General features: G+C 53.7%; 6 protein-coding genes. 5 read left to right on the forward strand and 1 reads right to left on the reverse strand.

Annotated elements, in window-relative coordinates; translation table 11 throughout:
- A partial coding sequence (locus H5U08_RS09160; RefSeq protein ID WP_297032360.1) for an RHS repeat-associated core domain-containing protein occupies positions 1-1,072 on the forward strand: 1,072 nt, incomplete at its 5' end.
- Positions 1,073-2,065: 993 nt separating this feature from the next.
- On the opposite strand, the gene H5U08_RS09165 is transcribed toward H5U08_RS09160, so the two are convergent.
- On the reverse strand, positions 2,066-3,001 hold the full coding sequence (locus tag H5U08_RS09165) for an IS5 family transposase (RefSeq protein WP_297032365.1): 936 nt from the start codon (positions 2,999-3,001) through the stop codon (positions 2,066-2,068).
- A 286-nt stretch (positions 3,002-3,287) separates the two neighbouring features.
- Between H5U08_RS09165 and H5U08_RS09170 the strand changes: the two genes are divergently transcribed.
- The 4 genes from H5U08_RS09170 to H5U08_RS09185 all read left to right on the forward strand — a co-directional run.
- Positions 3,288-4,187 (forward strand): RHS repeat-associated core domain-containing protein, encoded by a 900-nt coding sequence (locus tag H5U08_RS09170; protein WP_297032361.1) that lies wholly within the window; start codon positions 3,288-3,290, stop codon positions 4,185-4,187.
- Positions 4,184-4,486: a hypothetical protein gene (locus H5U08_RS09175; protein WP_297032362.1), complete on the forward strand. Its 303-nt coding sequence runs from the start codon at positions 4,184-4,186 to the stop codon at positions 4,484-4,486. Before H5U08_RS09170 ends, H5U08_RS09175 begins: the two co-directional genes overlap by 4 nt.
- Positions 4,487-4,617: 131 nt before the next feature.
- Positions 4,618-4,950 carry a hypothetical protein gene (locus H5U08_RS09180; RefSeq protein ID WP_297032363.1) on the forward strand — a complete coding sequence of 111 codons (333 nt, stop codon included), beginning with the start codon at positions 4,618-4,620 and terminating at the stop codon, positions 4,948-4,950.
- A gap of 198 nt (positions 4,951-5,148) precedes the next feature.
- Positions 5,149-5,475, forward strand: a 327-nt coding sequence (locus H5U08_RS09185) for a hypothetical protein (RefSeq protein ID WP_297032364.1), incomplete at its 3' end; no start/stop codon positions are given.

Below are 5,475 nucleotides of genomic sequence, written 5' to 3' on the forward strand. Positions count from 1 at the left end.
GCAGGTGGGCCACCTGCGGCAGCGTTACCTGTGGGGCCCGGCTGTGGACCAAATTTTGGCCGAGGAAGCCGTTGACGGCGGCACGGCCGACCTTGTACAGTGGACGCTGACGGATCACCTGAATACCGTCCGGGATATTGCCAAGTATGATTCGGGCAGCGACATGACCACGGTGGTCAATCATCTCATCTACGACGCGTTTGGCCGAGTCACGTCGGAGAGTAATTCGACTATCGATAGTCTGTTTTTATTCACCGGTAGACCATTCGATAGTGACACCCAGCTTCAAAACAACCTCAACCGCTGGTATGACGCTCGGGTCGGCCGCTGGCTGAGCGAGGACCCGATTGAAGCTGACATCAACGTCTACCGCTACTGCCACAACAATTCCGTTCTGTTCGTTGACCCTTATGGGCTTGAGGATACGGGTGCCGGTGACTCTGGTACTGTTCGCAACTGCACCCGTGATGCAATCCGGTGGCAATACAGCATCCCTGGTCTCGTGACTCGCGCGATGGCTGCATTAGGACTCCCAGATGTCGAACTGGATGGGCGCTTCTACGTCCAGATAAAGCGATGCGAAGTGTGCTGCAGAGATGGGAATTGGAAGCCAAGTGTTGCAGGGTCAATCGGGGCGTCATTGTATGCCAAGGGCGTCCAAGGAAAGAAAGACTTCCAGTACGTGAGTTTTGAGTATGGTCTCTACTTCCGCGCTGGTGCTGCTGGCAGCGTGGCCTTCGCCTATAATGGCTGCAACGACAAGTTGAGCGGCAGCGGGTGCTTTAGCGTGTACGTTGAAGGTGGCCTTCTTGGACAAGCGGAGGGCAAAGGTGGATGGATCAACGTTGGTGCGGGTATCCGGGGGGGAGTGAACGTCAAGTCAACTGTCTGTTTGGCCTGTGCTGGTCACACCTGTAATGTTACTCTCCAGACATGCGTCGCTGCCCGCTTCCGCATTTGGGCTTTTCTCAAATTGGAAACTTGGTGGAGCAATCGGAAATGGGAATACGTCAGGGAATACTCCGCTGAAGCGTGTACTCCAAGCGTCTTGATTTATTCATTCGGCTTCTAACCATGACAGCATTGCTCAGTCCTGAACAGTTTCCGTTGACACCATGCAAATGTCCCAGCAAAGTAGTTTCGCGTCTATCCCCTATAGTGCTTGCGTAGACAGAGCGCGTCGGGGGCTTCATTTTAGACCAGACATTGAAAAGGATATCCCGTTAAGGGCGATTGCTTTTGCGACCCGCTGGGGTTCGGAATCCGAGGGTTGGTATGGCTTGAAGGATACGATGTCTGGGAGCGCAGCCGGAGAAGTATTCTATTGTAGGACCTGCAGTAAGACCGATCCAGTTCGTTTTTACGTTTGTGCGCGTCTTGCGTCGGGGCTTGTTCTTGAGTGTGTTGAGTTCGCCTCCCTACCGAGAATAACGCAGTTTTTCGCCTGTGGTAGGGTGCTGGGGCGTATGGTTGAGGAGCAATTGCCAAGAGAGAAAAGTCTGTGGCCGAGAATTCTAGGCGGAAGGAGAGCATGGGAGGTCTTCCTGTACGAAGTTATGATCGGGAGGATCGAATATGCATACCCCTTAAGCAAGCACTCACGGTTACTCATGCAATTGAGCACAGGCATTTCGCTTCCAATTGGTCTGGCAAATGTCTGGTTCCGCAAATCGACCAAATATGTGATTCCCCCCGATGCCCCCGTTTTAGGCGACCAGCATTTGGAGGTGTTGTATTTTTGGCTGAATATAACGTTTCGTATCCTCTTCCAACTTGACTTCAGCGCAAGTTAGTTCTGTGGGGAAGGAAACGTGTTTAGCTGAGACTCATAGCGTTCTACCTGGGGCGGCCTGGATTCACCACTCCGTGAAGCGTTACCACCGCGGTATAATCGAAGGGAACCTCTGAACAACTCGCAGTTTTGACTGATTTCGGTCTGTTGTGGTCTTGGTAATGGTTTTTAAGCTAGACAAGTGAATATTTATTGCCGATTGATCGTCGTCTATCTTATCTATTCTGCCCGCTTTATCGATCGATCGCCCCGTGGGCGCGCACCATCAGCGCCCTAACCACTTGCTATCGCCCCCATCCTCCGCAATAACACATGACGATGAAGATAAATGTTGACACTCGCTGCCACCGCAAAGGCATGCTGAAGGTTCTTGTAAATCCCCCGAAATCGCACCTTCCGCCAGCCAAAGATGTGCTTCATCACCCCGAATACATGCTCCACCCGCGAGCGAATCCGCGACTTCCACCGATTCTTCTCCTTCTCCCGCTCACTCAACGGGCATCCCCGGCTCCCCCTCCGCTCCGTATAATCCCTCGCCCGGGGCGCCCTCTCCCGAATCACCTCCTTTTGTCCCACATAGGCCTTGTCACCGTAAACCCGCGTCTCCCCGCCATGCAACAGCTGAGGCAGGGCCTGGCTGTCGTGCACGTTGGCAGGCGTCACACTCACCGAGTGAATGACCTTCGTCTCACTGTCCACGCCCACATGCACCTTCGCCCCAAAAGACCACTGCTCCCCCTTCTTCGTGCTCCCCATCTCCGGGTCCCGGCTCTTCGCCTCGTTCTTCGTGGAAGTCGGGGCATGGATCACCGTGGCGTCCACGATCGTCCCACCCCGGATGTCCACCCCATGCCTGGCCAGGTGCCGGTTCATCACGTCCAGGAGCTTGGGACCAAGCTGATGCTTCTCGATCAAGTGCCGAAACCGCAAAATCGTGGTCTCGTCCGGCGGGGCGTCCTTCCCCAGATCCAGGCCCAAAAACTCCTGCACCGCATGACTATCGTGCATCAGTTCTTCCGTCTGCGGGTCCGAGAGCTTGTACCAGATCTGGAGAAAATACAGCTTGAGCATCCAAATCAGCGGCGTGACAGGACGTCCCGGACCATCGCCTTTCGGATAGAACGGCTCGACAAGGCTTATCAATTCCTGCCAGGGCATGACCTTGTCCATCATCTGGAGGAATCGCTGCCGCCGCGTGGGTTTCCGCATCACGTCGAAGCTTGCTGTTGCCAACGTCCGCTGCTGATCTTGCTTGCGTCTCGCCATCCTTCCGTCCTGTCCGATTGGCTATCTTACTTTGCTCGTCTTTCTATCAACCACTCACAACCACCAGATTATAATGACGTTACACGGGGATTGTGCAGAGGATCCTGAAGATGGTTGTCGTTGGCGACACTCACGTTGACCCGGCGGCATCTGATTTTGTGGGAACTGTGCGCTCGGACTTGTGGTGCCCACCGGGTCAGGAATCAACCGAAGACACTTACGAAGAGTAATGGGCCAGGGTGAAAGCAAATATGAGACTATAGCGGTAAATAGGCAGAATTTACAGGATGTGAAACAGTTGGTGTGCGCGGAAGGATTCGGCGAGAGTTCTATGATAACCGGATTTCCTGCCCTGGGTTGCAATGTACCGTCCTATTCGCGTGAGGTGCAGTTCGGCCACCTCCGGCAGCGTTACCTCTGGGGTCCAGCGGTGGATCAGATTTTGGCTGAGGAAAACGTTGACAGCGGGGCTGATGAAACAGTACAATGGACCTTGACGGACCACCTCAACACGGTTCGGGACATTGCCAAGTATAATTCGGGCAGCGACATGACCACCGTGGTCAACCACCTCATTTATGACGCTTTTGGCCGGGTCACGTCGGAGAGCAATCCGACTATTGATAGTCTCTTCTTATTCACCGGTAGACCATTCGATAGTGACACCCAACTTCAAAACAACCTCAACCGCTGGTACGATGCTCGGGTCGGCCGGTGGATGAGTGAGGATCCCATTGGCTTCGTGGGCGGGGATGGAAATTTGTATCGGTATGTGGGAAACTCACCAAACACTGAACACGATCCACTGGGCCAAACGCCACGCGTAAGGAAAATAGTTATGTGCGTAACACAGGTTAGCATGGCTAGCGTTTTGGCCGGCACTACCGCCGCCCTATGTGCCTTTGCATTTTCACCTGGCGAGGGGGCGGGAGCTATAGATGTGGCCCAGGTAGTGGGTTGTATTGGTGCAGCAGCCTCCACAGTCGCTGCCACCGCAGGAGCGATAGACGTATGCTTGGACGCCGGGTGCTACAATGCGGTTGCGTATCTCTATCATCTTAGACAGCAGACCGAGCAGCTGCATGCCAAAGCTTTAGCGATTGCTACCGCTATTGGAGTCAAATTATGAGCTCTTTAAGCGCTAGGGAACGTTCGGCCATCGAACGTATAATGCAGGCAAGCTGTTGGACCGCTCAACTCGCTACACTAGGTGCAACAGTTGCGGTGTTGGGATTCACTCTGGCTTTTTTGATTTCGGCCTTAATACTCTCGAATGAGGGGCTGGCAATTGGTGCATTGGCCTCTTTCATCGCTGGAATGGTGACCGTATGGTTGATTCGCACCGTTATTTTCTACCGGTGTATCATCCAGAAGCTTGTAGAAATCTGGGATAAGAAAGGACTTCGCCTAGAGGATCTTGAAGAGTAAAATCATACACCACGGTTTTGCACATGGCGCAATCGAAAATTCGCAACTTCTGCAATCGCTTGATGTATTCCGCGTCGGGCCCTATTCTGCCGACCTTTTAATTGACCTTCCTTCGAGGAGGCCCAATCAGAATGGCTCAAGCATTCACACCAGACGAGCTCCGAATGATCCGCCAAGCCATGCGGTGCAACCTTCGGCGCGCGCACATGATCACGATTGTAGGCATATTGGTTGCCATCGTCGTTGGGGTGGCGTGCATCGTGCTTGGTATCGTTCTCTCACGTGGGGCATACGTTGGAGGTGGCGTGGCGTTAGTAATTCTTGTGCCTGCTCTTATGGTTGCCCGAACGGTTAACGTGATGCTCTTCGGTATTATCCAAAAATTGGTACGGGAACTCGCGGAAGCGGGCGGCAACCTTGAATCTCGCATTAGCGAACAGCCGCCCATAAACGAAAAACGCTAGGTTTGGCGCAAGAGTTGCGCGCTCCCCGCAGATCGCGTCGAAGGCGTGCGACTTCCAAGGGAAGTGCAGTAATGTGGTAGCCAAGAAACTTGAACTTGTGGGTAGACTGCTCTCTCAGGTATCACTTTCTGTGTTGGACTTAACCAAGTAGCTCAGGCTGTTGCCAGGGTTAGGCTGAGTTCCGGTGAACCAGCGGTCTTGAAGAGGGGTACTTGGCACGAGACGTCACTCGGCCACCTGCGGCAGCGTTACCTGTGGGGCCCGGCGGTGGATGAGATTTTGGCTGAGGAAAATGTTGACAACGGTGCTGATGAAACCGTACAGTGGACCTTGACGGACCACTTGAACACGGTCCGCGATATTGCCAATTATGATTCGGGCAGCGATATGACCACTGTGGTCAATCACCTCATCTATGACGCCTTTGGCCGGGTGACGGCCGAGAGCAACCCGGCGATAGATACTCTGTTCTTATTCACGGGTAGACCTTTTGATACTCACACCGGCCTGCAAAACAACCTTAAC

Source organism: Thermogutta sp. (genome assembly GCF_014359955.1).
Lineage (GTDB): Bacteria > Planctomycetota > Planctomycetia > Pirellulales > Thermoguttaceae > Thermogutta.

What these genes read in the sequence shown, in the direction of transcription:
- H5U08_RS09165 (WP_297032365.1), bottom strand. Translation starts at nt 3,001, where the DNA reads ATGCGGAAACCCACGCGGCGGCAGCGATTCCTCCAGATGATGGACAAG.
- H5U08_RS09170 (WP_297032361.1), top strand. Translation starts at nt 3,288, where the DNA reads ATGGGCCAGGGTGAAAGCAAATATGAGACTATAGCGGTAAATAGGCAG.
- H5U08_RS09175 (WP_297032362.1), top strand. Translation starts at nt 4,184, where the DNA reads ATGAGCTCTTTAAGCGCTAGGGAACGTTCGGCCATCGAACGTATAATG.
- H5U08_RS09180 (WP_297032363.1), top strand. Translation starts at nt 4,618, where the DNA reads ATGGCTCAAGCATTCACACCAGACGAGCTCCGAATGATCCGCCAAGCC.